At 46.6% G+C, this 21,892-nt stretch carries 11 protein-coding genes; all 11 read left to right on the top strand.

Annotation, left to right across the window (positions count from 1 at the left end):
- Positions 1-2,238 precede the first annotated feature (2,238 nt).
- The 11 genes from IPP66_21755 to IPP66_21705 all read left to right on the top strand — a co-directional run bounded on the left by IPP66_21755 (position 2,239) and on the right by IPP66_21705 (position 21,518).
- A complete protein-coding gene (locus IPP66_21755) occupies positions 2,239-2,694 on the top strand; it encodes a hypothetical protein (GenBank protein MBK9927907.1) in 456 nt (151 codons plus the stop codon).
- A gap of 199 nt (positions 2,695-2,893) precedes the next feature.
- Positions 2,894-3,964, top strand: a complete 1,071-nt coding sequence (locus tag IPP66_21750; GenBank protein ID MBK9927906.1) for an SBBP repeat-containing protein — start codon at positions 2,894-2,896, stop codon at positions 3,962-3,964.
- 21 nt (positions 3,965-3,985) lie between these two features.
- On the top strand, positions 3,986-6,283 hold the full coding sequence (locus tag IPP66_21745; GenBank protein ID MBK9927905.1) for a hypothetical protein: 2,298 nt from the start codon (positions 3,986-3,988) through the stop codon (positions 6,281-6,283).
- Positions 6,280-6,894 carry a hypothetical protein gene (locus tag IPP66_21740; GenBank protein ID MBK9927904.1) on the top strand — a complete coding sequence of 205 codons (615 nt, stop codon included), beginning with the start codon at positions 6,280-6,282 and terminating at the stop codon, positions 6,892-6,894. Before IPP66_21745 ends, IPP66_21740 begins: the two co-directional genes overlap by 4 nt.
- Positions 6,895-7,347: 453 nt before the next feature.
- Positions 7,348-9,480 carry a hypothetical protein gene (locus tag IPP66_21735; protein MBK9927903.1) on the top strand — a complete coding sequence of 711 codons (2,133 nt, stop codon included), beginning with the start codon at positions 7,348-7,350 and terminating at the stop codon, positions 9,478-9,480.
- An 843-nt stretch (positions 9,481-10,323) separates the two neighbouring features.
- Positions 10,324-12,876, top strand: a complete 2,553-nt coding sequence (locus tag IPP66_21730) for a hypothetical protein (GenBank protein ID MBK9927902.1) — start codon at positions 10,324-10,326, stop codon at positions 12,874-12,876.
- On the top strand, positions 12,873-13,037 hold the full coding sequence (locus IPP66_21725) for a hypothetical protein (GenBank protein MBK9927901.1): 165 nt from the start codon (positions 12,873-12,875) through the stop codon (positions 13,035-13,037). The genes IPP66_21730 and IPP66_21725 overlap by 4 nt, the downstream gene beginning before the upstream one ends.
- 406 nt (positions 13,038-13,443) lie before the next feature.
- The gene (locus tag IPP66_21720) at positions 13,444-17,106 is read left to right on the top strand and encodes a hypothetical protein (protein MBK9927900.1); all 3,663 of its coding nucleotides are present in this window, start codon (positions 13,444-13,446) and stop codon (positions 17,104-17,106) included.
- A 254-nt stretch (positions 17,107-17,360) separates the two neighbouring features.
- On the top strand, positions 17,361-19,124 hold the full coding sequence (locus tag IPP66_21715) for a hypothetical protein (GenBank protein ID MBK9927899.1): 1,764 nt from the start codon (positions 17,361-17,363) through the stop codon (positions 19,122-19,124).
- Positions 19,121-21,388, top strand: coding sequence for a hypothetical protein (locus IPP66_21710; protein ID MBK9927898.1), 2,268 nt, complete (start codon positions 19,121-19,123; stop codon positions 21,386-21,388). The genes IPP66_21715 and IPP66_21710 overlap by 4 nt, the downstream gene beginning before the upstream one ends.
- Positions 21,354-21,518, top strand: a complete 165-nt coding sequence (locus IPP66_21705; protein MBK9927897.1) for a hypothetical protein — start codon at positions 21,354-21,356, stop codon at positions 21,516-21,518. Before IPP66_21710 ends, IPP66_21705 begins: the two co-directional genes overlap by 35 nt.
- Positions 21,519-21,892 lie beyond the last annotated feature (374 nt).

Genomic DNA, 21,892 nt, shown 5'->3' with positions numbered 1-21,892 from the left:
AGGACAAGTTTCCATACGTAATATTTCTCTCGAGGGAGGCGCTGCATTGTTTGCCTCACAATGGCAGAGTGGTACATTGGCGCTTACGTTGGTTGACCCCAATGGTCAAACGATTAACCCAGCTTTTGCTACAGCCAATCCAAGCCTTGTCACTTACTCGGAAGATACCAATGCCGGAACATATTACTTCCCGAATGCAATCGCTGGAACCTGGCAGTTGAAATTGCAGTCTGAGAGTGTCCCGACTGGTGGAACCACATTTAGTGATTTTGCGGCGTTTGACAGTAACGTTGCTATAACTGGAAACCTTGATAAACAATGGTATACGCCTGGTACAACTGCAACCATAACAGCCACGCTTGCTGGCTTACCTTCCAGCGCAACGGTCACTGCCAATGTTCTGCGGTCAGATAATGTCACTGATACTCTCTCACTGTTATCCATTGGTAATGGGCAATATCAGGCTTCTTACACGGTACCAAACGCTCCCGGATATGCAGAAGTGCGCTTGGTTACCACTGGTACAACTGCCAGTAGCCCACCATTCGAACGAGGTACAAGTCTCGTTTTCCAGATTTCACCAAACACCTTCAGTCTCAACAATATCTACACTGATACCCCATCTATATATCCAGGTCTTTCCCATTATCAATATCTAAACGTCACGACGGGCATCACCGCAACGATTAATGGTAAGGTAGGGCTGTCCGCAGATTTGGTGGATGACAGTGGAAACTTTGTAGCGCATGGATTGACGATTCAGGATGTGACCGCAGGAACATCCACATTAACCCTACAGTTCAGTGGCGCGGACATCTATGCTTCACAACATAATGGGCCTTATACCCTTACCAACATCTTGCTGACAGATGAGAGTGGCACTACTCTAGTTACGCAACAAGAGCAAGATGTTTATATTACTGTGCCATATTTATATACAGATTTCGATATCTTCCCACCAAGCGTTACATCCATCATCCGTGGCAATACTAATCCTACCAATCTGGCCAGCGTGAATTTCACTGTAACGTTCTCTGAATCCGTTACTGGTGTGAACACAACTGCTCCCTTTGATGACTTGGCCCTTTACACAACTGGCGTCACAAGTGTAGCCATCACAAGTGTGACCCCTGTTTCAGGCGCTGTCTACACGGTTACGGTGAATACTGGGTCTGGCAATGGTACGGTCCGCTTGGATGTGGTGGATGATGATAGCATCAAGGACGCGGCGAATAATCCGCTAGGTGGGGAGGGGGAAGGAAATGGGAGTTATACGAGTGGGGATGTGTATACGATTGATGCGAGTTATCGAGCCATCACTGGCAACGCCGGAATTTCGGGGGCAAAACTGAGTTACTTCGATGGGACAGCTAAAACCGTCACAGCAGATGGGGGCGGAATTTACTCGATTAGTGTGCCTAGTGGTTGGTCTGGAATGGTCGTGCCCTATAAGAGTGGGTACACATTTACACCGGTTAATAGAACATATAGTAACTTGCAAAGCAACCAGATAAGTCAAAACTACACTTCACAGATTTGCGCAAATTGTGCGGATATAGATGTAACGATAGGTAGTAATTTACCAAAGAACTACACCGTTGCACCAAGCGGACGTATAACAAATCGGTACGGGATCAACGGTGGACCGGTACGAGTGAGAAGCACGAACGGAGTGGCGATGTTCACGAGCCAAAGGGCGATCTACGGGAGCAGCTTCAACTCGATCGTAGGGTTCCCCGCGGATCAACTGACGACCGAATACTGGTTCACCTCATTGGACGATGCGGGGATGATCACGTATTTGGTGATCGGGAACCCGAGTGCGACAGAGACAGCGCTGGTGGATGTGTACATCGGCGGAGTGAAGAAGAACACAACACCATACTCGATCCCGCCTGGGCAGAGAGTGTACCCGCGGTATGGGATCAACGGCGGACCGGTACGAGTGGTGAGCACGAACGGAGTGAGTGTGTTCACGAGCGAGAGAACGAAGTATGGGAACAGCTTCAATGAAGTGATGGGGTTCCCCTCGACCCAACTGGACACAGAGTTCTGGTTCACGAGCTATGACGATGCGGGAATGATCACGTACTTGGTGATCGGGAACCCGAGCGAGACAGAGACAGCGGAAGTGGATGTATACATCGGAGGCGTGAAGAAGAACACGACACCGTACTCGATCCTACCTGGGCAGAGAGTGTTCCCGCGGTATGGGATCAACGGAGGACCGCATGAGTGGTGAGCACGAACGGAGTGAAGGTGTTCACAAACGAGAGAACGAAGTATGGGAACAGTTTCAATGAAGTGTTGGGATACCCGATAGCTCAAACCTCGACCGAACTCTGGTTCACCTCCTTGGATGATGCCAGCATGATCACGTACCTGGTGATCGGGAACCCAAGTGAGACAGAGACAGCGGAAGTGGATGTGTATATCGGAGGGGTGAAGAAGAACACGACACCGTACTCGATCCTACCCGGGCAGAGAGTGTTCCCGCGGTATGGGATCAACGGAGGACCAGTGCGAGTGGTGAGCACGAATGGAGTGAAGGTGTTCACGAGTGAGAGAACGAAGTACTTGAGCAGTTTCAACGAGATCCTGGGGATCCCGACAGAAGGTCTGACGACCGACTACTGGTACACTTCGTTGGATGATGTGGGGATGACCACAGAGTTGGTGATCGCTGCACCGTAGGGTAGGGGATAGTCAAAGAGCAACACAACAACCAAGCAGTCCGTCTCAAAAGAGGCGGACTGTTTTACTGTAACAAAACTGTGACATCCATCACCTTGTGTTTTTGAAAGTCTTAGGTTTATACTGATTCCCAATGGGTTGTCTGTACGAAAGACAATTTTGAAATCGCTAGGGAGGAATGTCTCCCAGGGAGAGAAGTATGTTTACAAAAAATCGAAATCTGATTATTACAAGAATCGCTTTAGTTTTAGCCTTGATTACTGGTGTCTTTGCGGTTGTACCTGTTCACGCAGGGAAAGTTACTGCAGACAAGTACCCAGGTGATTCAATTTTAAAGATTAATAATAGCCAGTCTCCTGTTCCCTTGATATCAAGTGTCCCTGCTTATGACTGGCATACGTTCTATGGCTCTAATTCAACCCAAAGTGCCAAGATCGCCATGGACTTAAACGGAAATATTTATATAACTGCGTTCAGTGGTACGGCATGGAATGGACCTAATTCCACATCGCCTCTCAATAGCTATGTTGCGGGACAGGATATGGTGATAATAAAACTGGATAGAGATGGTGCATATCAATGGCATACTTTTTATGGGTCATCTGGTAATGATTACCCTAATGATATTGCTGTTGATAGTAACGGAAATGTTTATATAGTGGGACAAAGTTCTGCTACTTGGGATGGGCCAGGTAATGCGTCGCCTCTCAATACTTTTGCTGGTGGCGGGGACATGGTTTTAATAAAACTTGATAACGCTGGGACTTATCAATGGCACACCTTTTATGGAGCAACAACAACTGTTGAACGAGATGAGGCTAAAAGTGTTAGTGTAGATTTAAATGGCAATATATTTTTAACAGGATGGAGTGTAGACACTTGGAATGGACCGGGTTCTATTTCACCATTGAATGGTTTTACAGGAAACGCAGATATTGTAATTGTAAAATTGGATGCTTTTGGTGTATACCAATGGCATACCTTTTACGGATCGTCTGATTTAGACTTTCCTAATAGTATTGGTGTTGATAGCAATGGAAATGTATATGTAGTTGGGACAAGTAAAGATTGGAATGGGCCTGGTTCAACCCGGCCTTTACGTGCCTTTGGCGGCGGAAGTTTCCCTCATATTGTAATTATAAAGTTAAATAATTCAGGAACTTATCAGTGGCACACATTCTATGGGACAAGTGAAGCTGATATTCCACGGGATATGGATATTGACACTGGTGGAAATATATACATTGCAGGGAGCAGTGCTACAGGTTGATTTGTTGGAGGAACTTCACCCTTGCATTCCTATTCAGGTGGAACATCAGACATCTTGGCATTGAAACTAAATGGTTCCGGTACCTACCAGTGGCACACTTTTTATGGTGGGGCATCGTCTGATACCGCATACGGGATTGATGTGAATACTAGTGGTGATATCTCCATAGTGGGGTCAAGTAGTGGTAGCTGGACTGGTCCATCAAATGCTGCTCCACTTAATACCTTTACGAATGGTCAATATGGGTATGAATCTGACATAACAGTGTTAGGTTTAAACAGTAGCGCCGCATATCAATGGCACACTTTTTATGGATCACCTACAACAGATTATGCAGAAGGTGTTGTAGCCACACCATGTGACACATATATAACAGGCACCAGTGGACAATCATGGAATGGACCTGGGAACATATCTCCCTTGAACCCAGGTGGTCCTTATGCATCTTTTAATGCGTTCGTAGTGAACATGTCGAGTACGACAAATACAATCACGGTTACTAACACTAACGATAGTGGAGTTGGGTCGCTGCGTCAGGCGATTGCGGACGTTTGCCCCGGTGGAACGATCAATTTTGCCCCATCACTTTCAGGGCAAGCTATTACTCTTGCGTCAACATTGGTGATAGATAAGGATATGACGATTGACGGGTCGGCGTTGAATCCGAAAATTACAATCAGTGGGAATAATACTGTAGGAGTTATGCAGACAAAGTCAATCAATGGTATTACATTGGATAGTCTCTTGATCACAAATGGCAATTATTTATGGGGAGGTGGGATTAATAACCTCGGTGTATTAACGCTTATGAATTGTGTCGTTTCGAACAACAACTCTGACAATAATGGTGGAGGCGTTGTTAATTTTGGGGAGTTGACGCTTATAAACACCGCAGTTTCTGGAAACACAGCAGCTACTGATGGTGGCGGAATTTATAATGACTATTATGTTGGCAGTGTTAGTGGTCAGAGCGGTAAAATGGCAATCACTGATTCCATAATTGCAGATAACACAGCGGATTATGGCGGCGGCATTTATACGAGAGCTAACGGGGAAGTTGTAACTGTAATAAACAGCAATTTCTCAGGCAATTCTGCCGTATTCGCAAATGGTGGTGGTATTTATTCCTTCGGAACTCTTGATGTGTTGGATAGTACTTTTACAGAAAATACTGCTGACGGAGATGGAGGGGCAATCTATAACAGTTATGAATCGACGTTAACGGTAATGAGAAGTACATTCTCGGGAAATTCTGCCCCAGGTATGGGAGGCGGAGTTTACAATGATGCAACTAGTGTCTTAAATGTCACAAACAGTACTTTTGTCAAGAATTCCTCTGGTAATGGTGGAGCCATTTTCAATTATCATAATGCTTTTTATGCAGGCATATTGTCGGTTACAAACAGTACATTTTCTGCGAATTCAGCCGTTTATCACGGGGGAGGTATTTATAACTTTGGCACACTCAATCTTACGAATTCGATCCTTGCAAATTCTGTAACAGGGGATGATTGTTATCACGATGATTTCAATGGTGGAACAATTGGTACCAATGTCAATAATTTGATCGAAGATAACTGGAATTGCGGTACCCCCGCCTCCACCGCGGACCCGAATCTTGGTCCGCTTGCGGATAATGGCGGCTCCACCCAAACCATACCACTGCAAGCCGGGAGTTCCGCGATTGATGCGGGCAATGACAGCGTATGTCCCACCACCGATCAACGCGGGGTGACACGTCCGTTTGGGAGTCACTGTGATATTGGGGCATATGAATACGAACATGCCAAAGTTAATGTCACGATAGGCGTTAACCCACCAAAGAACTACACCGTTGCACCAAGCGGGCGTATAACAAATCGGTACGGGATCAACGGCGGACCAGTGCGAGTGAGAAGCACGAACGGGATGTCGATCTTCACGAGCCAAAGAGCGATCTACGGGAGCAGCTTCAACTCGATCGTAGGGTTCCCCGCGGATCAACTGACGACCGAATACTGGTTCACCTCATTGGACGATACAGGCATGATCACCTACCTGGTGATCGGGAACCCGAGTGAGACAGAGACAGCGTTAGTGGATGTGTACATCGGAGGCGTGAAGAAGAACACAACACCATACTCGATCCCGCCTGGGCAGCGAGTGTACCCGCGGTATGGGATCAACGGCGGACCGGTACGAGTGGTGAGCACGAACGGAGTGAGTGTGTTCACGAGCGAGAGAACGAAGTATGGGAACAGTTTCAATGAAGTGATGGGCTTCCCTCGACACAACTGGACACAGAGTTCTGGTTCACGAGCTATGACGATGCGGGAATGATCACGTACCTGGTGATCGGGAACCCGAGTGAGACAGAGACAGCGGAAGTGGATGTATACATCGGAGGGGTGAAGAAGAACACGACACCGTACTCGATCCTACCTGGGCAGAGAGTGTTCCCTCGGTATGGGATCAACGGAGGACCGGTACGAGTAGTGAGCACGAACGGAGTGAAGGTGTTCACGAGCGAGAGAACGAAGTATGGGAACAGCTTCAACGAAGTGTTGGGATACCCGATAGCTCAAACCTCGACCGAGCTCTGGTTCACCTCATTGGATGATGCCAGCATGATCACGTACCTGGTGATCGGGAACCCAAGTGAGACAGAGACAGCGGAAGTGGATGTGTATATCGGAGGGGTGAAGAAGAACACGACACCGTACTCGATCCTACCCGGGCAGAGAGTGTTCCCGCGGTATGGGATCAACGGAGGACCAGTGCGAGTGGTGAGCACGAACGGAGTGAAGGTGTTCACGAGCGAGAGAACGAAGTACCTGAGTAGTTTCAACGAGATCCTGGGGATCCCGACCGAAGGTCTGACGACCGACTACTGGTACACATCGTTGGATGATGTGGGGATGACCACAGAGTTGGTGATCGCTGCACCGTAGGGTAGGGGATAGTCAAAGAGCAACACAACAATAAAACAGTCCGCCTCAAAAGAGGCGGACTGTTTTATTGTAACCAAATTGTGACATCCGGTATTTTATGCCCTTACTATGAAGTAGCTCTAACTCCTTGTATTTTATCCAATGAAAAAAGATTACAAAACTGATTAGCGAGGGAGTAGAGAAGTACTATTTACCAACTACTATATAGGAGAAAAACTTTTTATAATTTAACTTATGAAGACAAATCTTATCTATTTTTTCACTGTAATTTCGATGCTATTAAACCCTTTTGATGTTACAGAATATAAATCCAATATTCCATCGGTTTTGAAGGTGGGTCCCTGTCAATTATTTCCCTCTAATAATTTTTGGAATGTACCAATAAATACCTTGCCAGTTCACCCGAACTCCACTCAATGGATTAATTCTATTGGTTCTACTGATACTTTTCACATGGACTTTGGGGCTGATACATGGAATGGCGGGCCGATTGGTATTCCTTACAACACTGTGTCTGGGGCAGTAGTTAATAAATTTGCTTTTACCTTTTACTATCCAGATGAGTCGGATTTAGGCCCATATCCTTTACCATCCAGCCCGCGAATCGAATGGGGTAGTGACCATCACATCCTTGTAGTGGACACGGATAATTGCATGTTGTATGAGGTATATGATGCCTCGTTTGCTAACGGTCAGTGGAGTGGCGGTTCTGGTGCAATCTGGAATTTAAACTCGAACAACTTACGTCCAGATGGATGGACATCGGCTGATGCAGCAGGCCTTCCTATCCTCCCAGGTCTTGCTGTCTATGATGAAGTGGCAACAGGTGTAATTAAACATGCCCTTCGATTTACTGTAAATTGTACAGCTAATTACTATGTTTGGCCTGCGCGTCATAAAGCGCAACATGGAACATGTTCTACCCCTGTCCCCTTCGGGGCAAGATTTCGTTTAAAAGCTAGTTACGATCTTGCTGGATTTTCACCGCAGGCCCGTATCCTCTTACAAGCTTTCAAGACTTACGGAATTGTTCTTGCTGATAATGGTTCTGATTGGTATATATCTGGTGCACCTAGTGAATCTTGGGATAACGACCAGCTTCATGAGCTTGATGTTTTACGTGGTTCAGATTTCGAAGCGGTTGATACCTCTAGGTTAATGATAAATTACAATTCAGGTGCGGCAAACATTGCCAACACCATCAGTGGCAATGTAGGGGTAGGAGGAGTGACCCTAAGCTACACGGATGGAGTCGCCAAGAGCGTAACCTCCAAAGGAGACGGGAGTTACACGATCACAGTACCAAGTGGCTGGAGTGGAACAGTAACCCCAACAAGTACCTGTCACACCTTTGCGCCGCAGAACCTCAGCTACAGCAACCTGGGAGCCAACATAAGTGGGCAGAACTACACCAGCACATTCAACACCTCAATAGGTTGTTCGAACATCAATGTAACGATCGGTGGGAACACACAGGGGAACTACGGAGTAGGAACAGGGCAACGACTAACGGATCGGTACGGGATCAACGGCGGACCGGTGCGAGTGAGAAGCACGAACGGGGTGAACATGTTCACGAGCCAGCGGGCGATCTACGGGAGTAGCTTCAACTCGATCGTAGGGTTCCCCGCAGATCAACTGACGACCGAATACTGGTTCACCTCATTGGACGATACAGGCATGATCACCTACCTGGTGATCGGGAACCCGAGTGAGACAGAGACAGCGTTAGTGGATGTGTACATCGGAGGCGTGAAGAAGAACACAACACCATACTCGATCCCGCCTGGGCAGCGAGTGTACCCGCGGTATGGGATCAACGGCGGACCGGTACGAGTGGTGAGCACGAACGGAGTGAGTGTGTTCCTGAGCGAGAGAACGAAGTATGGGAACAGTTTCAATGAAGTGATGGGCTTCCCCTCGACCCAACTGGACACAGAGTTCTGGTTCACGAGCTATGACGATGCGGGGATGATCACGTACCTGGTGATCGGGAACCCGAGCGAGACAGAGACAGCGGAAGTGGATGTATACATCGGAGGCGTGAAGAAGAACACAACACCGTACTCGATCCTGCCGGGGCAGAGAGTGTTCCCGCGGTATGGGATCAATGGAGGACCAGTGCGAGTGGTGAGCACGAACGGAGTGAAGGTATTCACGAGCGAGAGAACGAAGTATGGGAACAGCTTCAATGAAGTATTGGGATACCCGATAGCTCAAACCTCGACCGAGCTCTGGTTCACCTCATTGGATGATGCCAGCATGATCACGTACCTGGTGATCGGGAACCCGAGTGAGACAGAGACAGCGGAAGTGGATGTGTACATCGGAGGGGTGAAGAAGAACACGACACCGTACTCGATCCTGCCTGGGCAGAGAGTGTTCCCGCGGTATGGGATCAACGGAGGACCAGTGCGAGTGGTGAGCACGAACGGAGTGAAGGTGTTCACGAGCGAGAGAACGAAGTACCTGAGCAGTTTCAACGAGATCCTGGGGATCCCGACAGAAAGTCTGACGACCGACTACTGGTACACTTCGTTGGATGATGTGGGGATGACCACAGAGTTGGTGATCGCTGCACCGTAAAACGGCAGGAAGATTTCTTAGTGCAAGAGGTCTGTTTTTATGATACAGACCTCTTGGATTTAAAGAACAACCAATTGAGTGTGATGGGGAAGAAATAGGTCGCCAACATAACGATACGTTTGATGAACTATAGACGGAATCGAGCTGCACACGTAAAAGGTGTTGAGGAATTTGTTGCATAAATTTCCAATTGTTATGCTGGTTCCTATATGCGATCGTGATTGATGAATGTCCTATTGTGTCAGATGGGGAGAATAAAAAAATAATTCAAACGAAAAGTTTTTAAATGAACATAAACTGGGAAAGTCGTGATGGGGGTAGGTAATGATTGACCGTTGTTTTACGAGAGTGGACTTTTGTCATTGTAAAACCATGATAGATATCATGTCCTTATATTGGAACAAATAATTCAGGTCTTCCGTTTACTAATATGCTTATAATGGCAACTTGTTCAATTGGATCCTTATTGATGCAGTGAAAGGAGGAAGAACCATAAGCATTAAAATCTAATGCTATATATAGTTTCGGGATGCTCAAAATTTTACACAAAGAAACTATATTTTTATGTGGATTAATGTTGGGTTTCAATCCATAATTTGAGGCTCTACGCTACTAATAACTTCAAATCTCAAGGAGATGTCAATGTTTACCTCGTTAAAAAAGGTGCTGATTGCTAGCGTTATTGTACTAGCGATGCTAATGCCTGGAAGCCAACAGAGCGATTATGTTGTTATGGCTAAGGGCTATTCTACAAATGTGCCTGAAACACCTCTGTATATAGGCTTGCTTTGGAACAATATGGGTTTAGTTACTCAAGAAATCAGAATTAATTCCAATGGAGATATGATTTCTTTATTGGGAGAAAGATATGAAGCTAAGGAAAAATTTATAGCGAGTCTCCCTAAAGATGTATTGGATTACTATTCCAACACACAACTCGCAAAGGCTGGTTGGGTTTCTTACGATGCCTTTGAAAAACCTGATGGGATACATTATGTGTTTTTTCATAAATCTGGCGTATATCTTTCTGTTGAGTTTTTGAAATGCCCAGATTCTTTGCTTAGTACTTGTATTTCAATTTGGAAGAGCGAACAATCAAAAAATGTTATTGATTCATCACCTGATATTTTTGAGCAGATACAATCAGCAACGACTGGTTCTTTTGGTAAAAAGTCTCCTGTAAATGGGGCGACGAACCAGGATCCGAAAAGTATTGTTTTATCTTGGAATGCATATACTCCTGAGCCAGATAATTACAGCTATTGTGTAAAAGAAGGCTCAGCTTGTAGTGCAGATGATCCAGAATGGACGAACACATGGGGAAAAACAAGCGTGACTTTAACCAATCTGGCCTATGATAAAACCTACTATTGGCAGGTGAAGGCTCGTGTTTGTGCATCTTGCGTTCCCCAAAAGTTGGTTTATGCGGATAGTGGTACTGTCTGGACATTCAAAACCCATCCGGTCACTCATGGCATTATTGTAGGTAATGTGGGTGTGCCTGGTGCGGTGTTAAGCTATGTGGACATTACATCTAAGACGGTCACTGCAGATAATTATGGTAGCTACTTGATCACCGTACCTCTCGGTTGGAGTGGTGCGATTACACCTGCTAAACCAGGGTACCTTTTTTCACCGGAGAGTGCTAGTTTCACCAACCTGACAGCACTTCAAACTATACAGAATTTTAATATCATCCCTGCTCACTTGATTAGTGGTAATGTGAGTATACCGGGGGTAACATTGAGCTACACCTATGGCACGCCTCGGAACGTTATATCAGCTAACAATGGGAGCTACACGATCACAGTGCCAAGTAGCTGGAGTGGGACCATAACGCCAGCTAAACCTGGGTACATTTTTTTGCCGTCCAGTAGAACGTATGTTAATGTTGTGTCCGATCAACCATCACAAAATTATACTGCCACAGCGATATATACAATTACAGGGAACGTTGGTGCTTCCGGTGTAACCCTAAGCTACACAGACGGGACGGCGAAGACAGTGACATCGCAAGGAGATGGAAGCTACACGATCACAGTACCAAGTGGTTGGAGCGGAACGGTAACGCCGTCAAAGGCAGACTATATCTTCTCACCGCTCAACCGAAGCTATAGCAATGTGACAACAAACCAAATAGCACAGGACTACACCGCAACGTTGGTGTACACCATCAGTGGGAATGTAGGGGTAGGAGGAGTAACGCTAAGCTACACGGATGGAGGCGCCAAGACAGTGACCTCCAAAGGAGACGGGAGTTACACGATCACAGTGCCAGGTGGCTGGAGTGGAACAGTAACCCCAACAAGCACCTGTCACACCTTTGCGCCGCTGAACCTCAGCTATAGCAACCTGGGAGCCAACACAAGTGGGCAGAACTACACCAGCACATTCAACACCTCAATAGGTTGTTCGAACATCAATGTAACAATCGGAGGGAACACCCAGGGGAACTACGGAATAGGAACAGGGCAACGACTAACGGATCGGTACGGGATCAACGGCGGACCGGTGCGAGTGAGAAGCACGAACGGGGTGAACATGTTCACGAGCCAGCGGGCGATCTACGGGAGTAGCTTCAACTCGATCGTAGGGTTCCCCGCAGATCAACTGACGACCGAATACTGGTTCACCTCATTGGACGATACAGGCATGATCACCTACCTGGTGATCGGGAACCCGAGTGAGACAGAGACAGCGTTAGTGGATGTGTACATCGGAGGCGTGAAGAAGAACACAACACCATACTCGATCCCGCCTGGGCAGCGAGTGTACCCGCGGTATGGGATCAACGGCGGACCGGTACGAGTGGTGAGCACGAACGGAGTGAGTGTGTTCACGAGCGAGAGAACGAAGTATGGGAACAGTTTCAATGAAGTGATGGGCTTCCCCTCGACACAACTGGACACAGAGTTCTGGTTCACGAGCTATGACGATGCGGGAATGATCACGTACCTGGTGATCGGGAACCCGAGTGAGACAGAGACAGCGGAAGTGGATGTATACATCGGAGGGGTGAAGAAGAACACGACACCATACTCGATCCTACCTGGGCAGAGAGTGTTCCCTCGGTATGGGATCAACGGAGGACCGGTACGAGTAGTGAGCACGAACGGAGTGAAGGTGTTCACGAGCGAGAGAACGAAGTATGGGAACAGCTTCAACGAAGTGTTGGGATACCCGATAGCTCAAACCTCGACCGAGCTCTGGTTCACCTCATTGGATGATGCCAGCATGATCACGTACCTGGTGATCGGGAACCCAAGTGAGACAGAGACAGCGGAAGTGGATGTGTATATCGGAGGGGTGAAGAAGAACACGACACCGTACTCGATCCTACCCGGCAGAGAGTGTTCCCGCGGTATGGGATCAACGGAGGACCAGTGCGAGTGGTGAGCACGAACGGAGTGAAGGTGTTCACGAGCGAGAGAACGAAGTACCTGAGTAGTTTCAACGAGATCCTGGGGATCCCGACCGAAGGTCTGACGACCGACTACTGGTACACTTCGTTGGATGATGTGGGGATGACCACGGAGTTGGTGATCGCTGCACCGTAGAGTAGGGAGCAATCAAAGAGCAACACAACAGTAAAACAGTCCGTCTCGTACGAGGCGGACTGTTTGGTTGTAACAAATTTAGTAATAGGTTGTAATATTAGTAGCTTACAGGTAAGTTTCTACTGTTTTGATGCCATACTGATGTGTTTTATAGTACTTTAGTACAGGATGACTAAGGTCGTGTTGCTCCTTACAAAAATGTTTGTAACTTTATAGTGATTAAAGCTTCTGCAAATTTTGCTTTCGTTGTAACCTATTAGTGGTTAGTGTCGTTTTCCCCACATAGAAGTCTTATAAATTGGAGGTATGTATGTTTACTCAAAAAGTGGCTTTTTCAAGCCGTATATTAGTGTTTTGTATAACAATCTTTGCTTTACTGGTAACAAGTGTAAGTGGAACTTTTGCCATGGGTACTGAATCAGGCTCAAGCGAGCTAACAAATGCTCTTGGTAATTATGCCCTTGTGTTCGTTTCCAGAAAGATTCCAAGTAATGGTAGCGCTTATTATGATGCTACTGGATCAATGCCGGGTGTGCAACCATGGGGGCGTTTCCAAGTATCGGCTCCAGGAAAGTTGATTATTCGAGATGCGAATGGCACAATGCGAACCCTGGTTGATGGATCGAAACCTACCGCTGCGTCACTTAATTTGATCGATGTAAATGCCCCGGATGTATCATACGACGCAACTAAGATTATTTTTTCTGGTTTACCTAACGGTTCATACTCAACTGCTCCGATGACCAACCCTGGTGCATGGCGTATTTATATGATTAATGTTGACGGGACGGGCTTAAAGCAAATTACATTTTCAGATAGAAACATTAACCTCTCTCAGTTTGGTAATCTTGCTTCGAACTTTACTACCTACGATGACACTGACCCGGTATGGCTTCCGGATGGGCGTATTGTGTTTTCGTCTACTCGGTGGCCGTCCTTTGGCCAGTATGGAGCAGCGCGTACAAGTAACTTATATGTAATAAATGCAGACGGAAAAAGTTTGCATCGTATTACTGCAGAACGTAGTGGCGCGGAACGTCCTATTGTTGACCCACTAACGGGTAGGATTGTATACTCACGTTGGTGGCGCAACCTTCGTGTGGGAGCCGACAGCTTAGCTACAATCACCAACCCGCAGGGTGGGTATATTATGAAAGATGGTTTATGTGCTGTTAATCATTCGGGTAATGAATGCACGGAGGTTGGAGGTAAATCAAATTTATGGCGTAACGCGTGGCATCTTGCTTCCATTAACCCCGATGGAACCGGGCTTTCCCAGTTTACTGGAAGATCCAACTCCTTTTTTGTTGGTGAAAATAGCAATCATGCATATGGCGGGGTGTTTGCTTCTGATGGTAGTTTTTATGCCAATTTTTTCCCAATGACAAACGGAACAGAAGCCGCTGGTTTTGGTGGTATTCGACATTATGCACGTGGTGTAAATGAATATATACCCATTATAGGGATTACAACAAGAGATGAAAGTGTTCAGCAGTTTGCACGTGCAAATCCTCCTTCCTATGGGGTGTATGTCGGGAACTACGCCGCAGAACCAGAAGTCTTACCAGATGGGCGCCTTGTTATTTCATGGGCGCGAGACACAAAACAGGATTATGGGCTATACACCATTAATTCTGATGGAAGCGGATTATCCTTAGTTTATGATAATGTCGGTACAACTGAATTGAGGGCGAGGTTGGTACGTCCTCGTTCTGTACCTCCAATTCTCCCTGATAAGGTTACACAAGTTGCCAGTGCCTTACCTCCTACAGCACAAGGACCATATGATATTGATGGCACTTTCACTTTCAACGATTTGAATGTTTATTTCAATGCCCCGGTAGACGCAAATATTGTGAATGCTCCTCCAGTCGGGTCAGCGGATACAATTAGGTTTTATATAGACCACCAACGCAATCAACAAAGCGGTTCCTTTGAAAATTTGGATTGGCCGATTCTCTTAAAGGAAGTGCCTATTAATCCAGACGGTTCACTTTCGACTCTTTCTCCTGCCAATGTGCCACTTTTTGAACAACTTCGCACTAGTCAATCAAAGGGTTATAAGATTCCATTAACTGGACCAGGGTTGTTACCTCAGGAATCGCCGGGAGCGTCACATGTGGCGGGTATGAACTTTGGTCGCACAGGTGAGGTAGCGACCTGCGTTGGATGCCATGCTGGTCATACTATGATATCTGTCCCTGCCAATCCGGCAGATGCAAAATGGACGAACCTTGCTCCGGGAGCAACTGTAACAGTCTCTTCTACAGGCGGTGGCTCGTCAACAGGTATCAACGATCGCCGCCTTAAACTTCAAATGCCTTATGATAATTTCAAAAAATTCTGGGTAAGCAACTCAGGAAGTCCAACCTCTCAATGGGCAAAATTGGCATTCCCGGTGCCTATTACTGTAAAGACTGTGCGTTTATATAATATTCCAAGTACTGACTCCAATATAAAAATTTTGAACGCTACAATAAGGTTGTACAGCGATACAGCAGGTACTACTCAAGTAGCAAGTAAAACTTCTGGAGCACTTTCCGAAAATGGCACGGATGTAACTTTCGATAACGTTCTTGCTAGAGTTGTCCGAATTGAATTTACTTCTGTGAGCGGCTCTATTGCGGGGCTTGGGGAAGTTGAAGTTATCGCTCGAGCAGAGGCTGATGTCCCTCTTCTGAAAATCAGTGGCAATGTAGGGGTAGGAGGAGTAACGCTAAGCTACACGGATGGAGGCACCAAGACAGTGACCTCCAAAGGAGACGGGAGCTACACGATCACAGTACCAGGTGGCTGGAGTGGAACAGTAACCCCAACAAGCACCTGTCACACCTTTGCGCCGCTGAACCTCAGCTACAGCAACCTGGGAGCCAACATAAGTGGGCAGAACTACACCAGCACATTCAACACCTCAATAGGTTGTTCAAACATCAATGTAACGATCGGTGGGAACACCCAGGGGAACTACGGAATAGGAACAGGGCAACGGCTAACGGATCGATATGGGATCAACGGTGGACCAGTGCGAGTGAGAAGCACGAACGGAGTGAACATGTTCACGAGCCAAAGAGCGATCTACGGGAGCAGCTTCAACTCGATCGTAGGATTCCCCGCGAACCAACTGACGACCGAATACTGGTTCACCTCATTGGACGATGCGGGGATGATCACGTACCTGGTGATCGGGAACCCGAGTGAGACAGAGGCAGCGTTAGTGGATGTGTACATCGGAGGCGTGAAGAAGAACACAACACCATACTCGATCCCGCCTGGGCAGCGCGTGTTCCCGCGGTATGGGATCAACGGCGGGCCGGTACGAGTGGTGAGCACGAACGGAGTGAGTGTGTTCACGAGCGAGAGAACGAAGTATGGGAACAGTTTCAATGAAGTGATGGGCTTCCCCTCGACACAACTGGACACAGAGTTCTGGTTCACGAGCTATGACGATGCGGGGATGATCACGTACCTGGTGATCGGGAACCCGAGTGAGACAGAGACAGCGGAAGTGGATGTATACATCGGAGGGGTGAAGAAGAACACGACACCGTACTCGATCCTACCTGGGCAGAGAGTGTTCCCGCGGTATGGGGTCAACGGAGGACCAGTGCGAGTGGTGAGCACGAACGGAGTGAACATCTTCGCGAGCGAGAGAACGACATATCAGAGCAGTTTCAATGAAGTAATAGGTTTTCCTGTGCATCAATTGACAACAGAATACTGGTTCACCTCCTTGGATGATGCCAGTATGATCACGTACCTGGTGATCGGGAACCCGAGTGAGACAGAGACAGCGGAAGTGGATGTGTACATCGGCGGGGTGAAGAAGAACACGACACCGTACTCGATCCTGCCTGGGCAGAGAGTGTTCCCGCGGTATGGGATCAATGGAGGACCAGTGCGAGTAGTGAGCACGAACGGAGTGAGTGTGTTCACGAGCGAGAGAACGAAGTACCTGAGCAGTTTCAATGAGATCCTGGGGATCCCGACAGAGGGTCTGACGACCGACTACTGGTACACTTCGTTGGATGATGTGGGGATGACCACAGAGCTCGTCATCGCTGCACCGTAGGGTAGGGGATAGTCAAAGAGCAACAAAACAGTAAAACAGTCCGCCTCGTACGAGGCGGACTGTTTTACTGTTGTAACCAAACTGTGACATCCATCACCTTGTGTTTGTGAAAGTTGGAGGTCTATAATGATTTCGATGAAGTTACCTTTGTGGGGTAGTTTCGAAAACAAATACTAGGGAGGAATACTCCCGGGGAGATACGTATGTATTCGCTTAGGTCGATTTTATAGAGCATCAAATGCGGTAAAGAATATATGAACAAACTGGTAATCTGGTGGAATATATTTTTAGATGGTTTCTCCATTCTTAATGACTACAAGGTGGGGGTATTTATTTTCTTTGTATGCATATTCGGTTTGGGATTGATCACGATTAAGCTAATGAGTAATGGCCAGCTTAATTCAGAATTGAACTCATTGGTGGGGGTTGGTGTCGGGTGTATCACCTTGAGTTTACTATCCTATATCGTTGCAATGGTTTCTTTGCTTTTACCGTCTCTATTGAGACCATTGAGTATCTTTATATTAATTGGGACTGTTTTGTTCTTGTTTAAAAATCTTAATAGGATACGTGAAATAAAAATCAATGCTGATTTTTTTGCGTTGAGTGTCGGTTTTATTTTTATGCTGTGTGTTAGGCTTGCGTATCTAACACGGATTATTCTGCCGCCTTATTCTGACTCTCCAATTCATTATCAAATTGTAGTTGGGATTATTTACCCTGATACGGCGAATCTCGTCAAAATATCTCTTAATAATGTTTTGAATAATTATTATCATCATGGATTTCACTCCCTTACGGCATGGCTAGTATTAACATCAGGCTTGGATTTGTCTACTGCCATCCCATTATTGGGACAATTGTTTTTAGTTATCGCCCCTATCTCTGTTGCCGCTTTGGTGTATGGATTGACAAAAAGTAAGAGTGGAGCTGCCTTTTCTGGGTTGTTATCAGCGGTGGGGTGGCTTATGCCGTCATTCTCTGTAAACTGGGGGAAATTTCCTGCTTTGGCGGCGATATCGACCATGCCGGTCATTGTGTTATTGCTATGGTTGGCACTACGTAATGATCTCAAAAAAGATAAATTTCTTGTCTATGTTTCTGTTCTTGTAATAGGGATCACTCTGATTCATACAAGGATTATTATATGTTTGGCTATAGCTTTTATAGGTTTTTCCCTTTCCCGTAAGTTGCAACTTAATAATGAATTGAGTTTTTTTCAAACGGTACGCTTTTCATTATTATTTGTACTTGTTTTATGGCCACTTCTACAGCCACTTGCAAGGTTTTACAACTCGCCTCTTGTCTGGGCCATCTTGCTTATTATCACACCTTTTGCCTTTCGATCACACCCAACGGCATCAGTTGGAATATCCTTGTTTTTGTTTGGATTATGCTTGGTTGCGTTGATTCCAAATTTAACAATTGGAAATAAGTATGCTTTGTTGGATCGCCAATTCCTGGAGATGGCTCTTTTTGTGCCACTTTCAACGATGGGTGGACTTGGATTTAGCGGACTGATCAGAAATTTGGAAGTAAACCGAATATTACAGCAGAGTATGACTATTGCAATTATTGGATGTGTGGTATTCAATTTCTTGCTACATAATTCAATATACCCGGATGTGTGTTGTAACTATTTTGGAAAGAAGGATGAGCTTGCCTTTCAGTGGATTCGAGAGAATCTTTCAAATAACACTCTCTTTCTTATTCCAACCTTCAAAAATAATGGTCAAGTTTACGGAACAGATGCTGGCGTTTGGTTAAGCCCGCTTCTTCAGATGCCAACGAACAAGTTGTCATTTAATACTAACTGGGATTCTATTGATACTTTAAATAAAATATGTGCAACAGGGGCGAAAGAGATATACATATATTCAGGAGGTAAGAATAATAGTTTTAACGATTCTCGATTGTCACAAACGAGTTGGACTTCACCAGTTTTTCGGGATGGCGAAGTTGCCATCTACAAAGTTTCTGAATGTACAAATATATTGAACCAGGAGGATCTCCCATGAAAAAAATAAAATTTGAAATTGCTTTTTTGATTATTGCTCTGCTTGTGGGTATCGCGGCAAATACCGGCACGGCCTATGGATATGAAGGTAAGAGTCTGTTATATCCATATCCTTACCCATATCCCTACCCAGGTCTTTGCCCGCCATCATCTCCAATTAGCTACCCATACCCAGGACCGGGCTGTATTATTTACGTTAAGTGGAATGCAACTGGGTTAAATAACGGCTCATCCTGGACCGATGCCTATACCGATTTGCAATCAGCCCTTGCCTTCGCCTCAAGCGGAGAGCAGATTTGGGTCGCGGCAGGAACTTATAAACCAACCACTGGTACTGATCGCGGGCTTTCTTTTATACTTCAAGATAGTGTGTCAGTTTACGGAGGTTTTGCAGGGACCGAGATGTTGTCTACTGAACGTGACCCTTCGAAGTATGTCACGATTCTGAGCGGCGATATCGGCATTGAGCATGACACCAGTGATAACTCTTATCATGTTGTTACGGCGGCTTTTGTAAACATTTCGACACAGTTGGATGGTTTTACAATTACTTCTGGAAATGCAAATGGAACTTTTGCGGACCAATATGGGGGAGGTTTATACACTAGCTATGGCTATCTGGTGTTAAGTAACATCACTTTTGATAACAATTTAGCGCTCCTAGGTGGCGGTATGTACAGTGTGAGTGATGGCAATCATGGTCATCCTATCTTGCACAGTGTAGTGTTTAGCAATAACTCGGCGAATTTTGGCGGTGGGATGTGGAATCACTTTAGCGATGCAAGCTTGACCAATGTAACCTTTAGCGGCAATTCAGCCGTATACGGTGGCGGAATGGGGAATCAAGACAGCCATCCTTACATCTTGAATGCGACGTTCAGTGCAAATTTGGCGTCTACTTATGGAGGTGGGATTTATAATGAGGCGAATAGCAACTTAGGATTACAAAATGTGATTTTATGGGGAAACAGTGCCCCCACTGGATCACAGATATATAACGACACCAGTGTTCCTTATGTCACTGACAGTGTAATTCAAGATGGGTATGTTGGTGGAACAAACATCATCACAGCCGATCCCAAGTTGGGAACCCTGGGTAATTATGGTGGTTTCACACAAACCATACCCTTGCAAACCGGTAGTTCTGCCATTGACGCGGGCAATGACAGCGTATGTCCCACCACCGATCAACGCGGGGTGACCCGTCCGTTTGGGAGTCACTGTGACATCGGGGCATATGAATACGGACATGCCAAAGTTAATGTCACAATAGGCGTTAACCCACCAAAGAACTACACCGTTGCACCAAGCGGACGTATAACGGATCGGTACGGGATCAACGGCGGACCGGTGCGAGTGAGAAGCACGAACGGAGTGAACATGTTCACGAGCCAGCGGGCGATCTACGGGAGCAGCTTCAACTCGATCGTAGGATTCCCCGCGGATCAACTGACGACCGAATACTGGTTCACCTCATTGGACGATACAGGCATGATCACCTACCTGGTGATCGGGAACCCGAGTGAGACAGAGACAGCGTTAGTGGATGTGTACATCGGAGGCGTGAAGAAGAACACAACACCATACTCGATCCCGCCTGGGCAGAGAGTGTACCCGCGGTATGGGATCAACGGCGGACCGGTACGAGTGGTGAGCACGAACGGAGTGAGTGTGTTCACGAGCGAGAGAACGAAGTATGGGAACAGCTTCAATGAAGTGATGGGGTTCCCCTCGACCCAACTGGACACAGAGTTCTGGTTCACGAGCTATGACGATGCGGGGATGATCACGTACCTGGTGATCGGGAACCCGAGCGAGACAGAGACAGCGGAAGTGGATGTGTACATCGGAGGGGTGAAGAAGAACACGACACCGTACTCGATCCTGCCGGGGCAGAGAGTGTTCCCGCGGTATGGGATCAACGGCGGGCCGGTACGAGTGGTGAGCACGAACGGAGTGAAGGTATTCACGAGCGAGAGAACGAAGTATGGGAACAGCTTCAATGAAGTATTGGGATACCCGATAGCTCAAACCTCGACCGAGCTCTGGTTCACCTCATTGGATGATGCCAGCATGATCACGTACCTGGTGATCGGGAACCCGAGTGAGACAGAGACAGCGGAAGTGGATGTACATCGGAGGAGTGAAGAAGAACACGACACCGTACTCGATCCTGCCGGGGCAGAGAGTGTTCCCGCGGTATGGGATCAACGGAGGACCAGTGCGAGTGGTGAGCACGAACGGAGTGAAGGTGTTCACGAGTGAGAGAACGAAGTACCTGAGCAGTTTCAACGAGATCCTGGGGATCCCGACAGAAAGTCTGACGACCGACTACTGGTACACTTCGTTGGATGATGTGGGGATGACCACGGAGTTGGTGATCGCCGCACCGTAAGTAATAAAGGGTAATATGAACCTACAAGTTCGCCTCTCGGTGAGACGAACTTGTAGGTTCGTTAAGATAAGCATAACGATATAAATATTGAAGAGAGTAGATAAGTGTATTCTTCATAAGGTAAAAGCAGATATGGCAAAATAGATTTACCCTTGTTAATAGGGTAGTCAGCGTAAGAGTACCATTAGGGGATGATACAAGGAACAAAATAATTCTATAAACAGTTAGAATACTTTGTAGCAATATTCCCCCTCAGCGGCAAAAATTTACATATTCGGAGTAGAGATGCGAATTTGGAGCAGATTTTTTCTTTTATTGTTGATACTTCCTGTATTTGCGGGTGGGGCACGACCAGGGATTGTGGCAAAAGCCAG

Source organism: Candidatus Defluviilinea proxima (assembly GCA_016721115.1).
Taxonomy (GTDB): domain Bacteria; phylum Chloroflexota; class Anaerolineae; order Anaerolineales; family Villigracilaceae; genus Defluviilinea; species Defluviilinea proxima.
The sequence above is the reverse complement of the archived record's forward strand: the minus strand, read 5'-3'. Positions and strand labels throughout refer to the sequence as shown.

Excerpts from the sequence above, each read along its gene's own strand:
- IPP66_21735 (MBK9927903.1), top strand. The coding sequence starts at position 7,348 with ATGGACTTTGGGGCTGATACATGGAATGGCGGGCCGATTGGTATTCCT.
- IPP66_21750 (MBK9927906.1), top strand. The coding sequence starts at position 2,894 with ATGTTTACAAAAAATCGAAATCTGATTATTACAAGAATCGCTTTAGTT.
- IPP66_21715 (MBK9927899.1), top strand. The coding sequence starts at position 17,361 with ATGAACAAACTGGTAATCTGGTGGAATATATTTTTAGATGGTTTCTCC.
- IPP66_21730 (MBK9927902.1), top strand. The coding sequence starts at position 10,324 with ATGATTTCTTTATTGGGAGAAAGATATGAAGCTAAGGAAAAATTTATA.
- IPP66_21720 (MBK9927900.1), top strand. The coding sequence starts at position 13,444 with ATGGGTACTGAATCAGGCTCAAGCGAGCTAACAAATGCTCTTGGTAAT.
- IPP66_21740 (MBK9927904.1), top strand. The coding sequence starts at position 6,280 with ATGATCACGTACCTGGTGATCGGGAACCCGAGTGAGACAGAGACAGCG.
- IPP66_21710 (MBK9927898.1), top strand. The coding sequence starts at position 19,121 with ATGAAAAAAATAAAATTTGAAATTGCTTTTTTGATTATTGCTCTGCTT.